The sequence below is a fragment of the Cellulomonas sp. GbtcB1 genome (assembly GCF_019091725.1).
Classification (GTDB): Bacteria; Actinomycetota; Actinomycetes; order Actinomycetales; family Cellulomonadaceae; genus Cellulomonas.
In genome coordinates this window covers 1-235 of sequence record NZ_JAGXJG010000578.1, presented here as the reverse complement: position 1 = coordinate 235, position 235 = coordinate 1, and the positions used below count along the sequence as shown (strand labels likewise).

Genomic DNA, 235 nt, shown 5'->3' with positions numbered 1-235 from the left:
GCGGCGGCAGCCCGGGGACCGGGGGCGTGCGCAGCCCCTCGAGCGTCTCGCCGAGCACCGACAGCGGGTCGCCCTCCGTCGGGACCCCGGCGGGGACGTCGCCCGCCCACACCGCGCGGCCGTCGCGCACCGTCAGCGTCGCCCGGGACCGCACGCCGACGAACGACCACCGTGACCAGGACCCGTCCTGCTCGGCCGACTCGAGGACGAAGGTGCCCGGGCGGCCGGCCGCGGG

Annotated in this window: 1 pseudogene; it reads right to left on the bottom strand. The window is 80.4% G+C overall.

Annotation, left to right across the window (positions count from 1 at the left end):
- A pseudogene (locus KVT14_RS21440) lies at nt 1-235 on the bottom strand (anthranilate synthase component I); the annotation flags it as partial.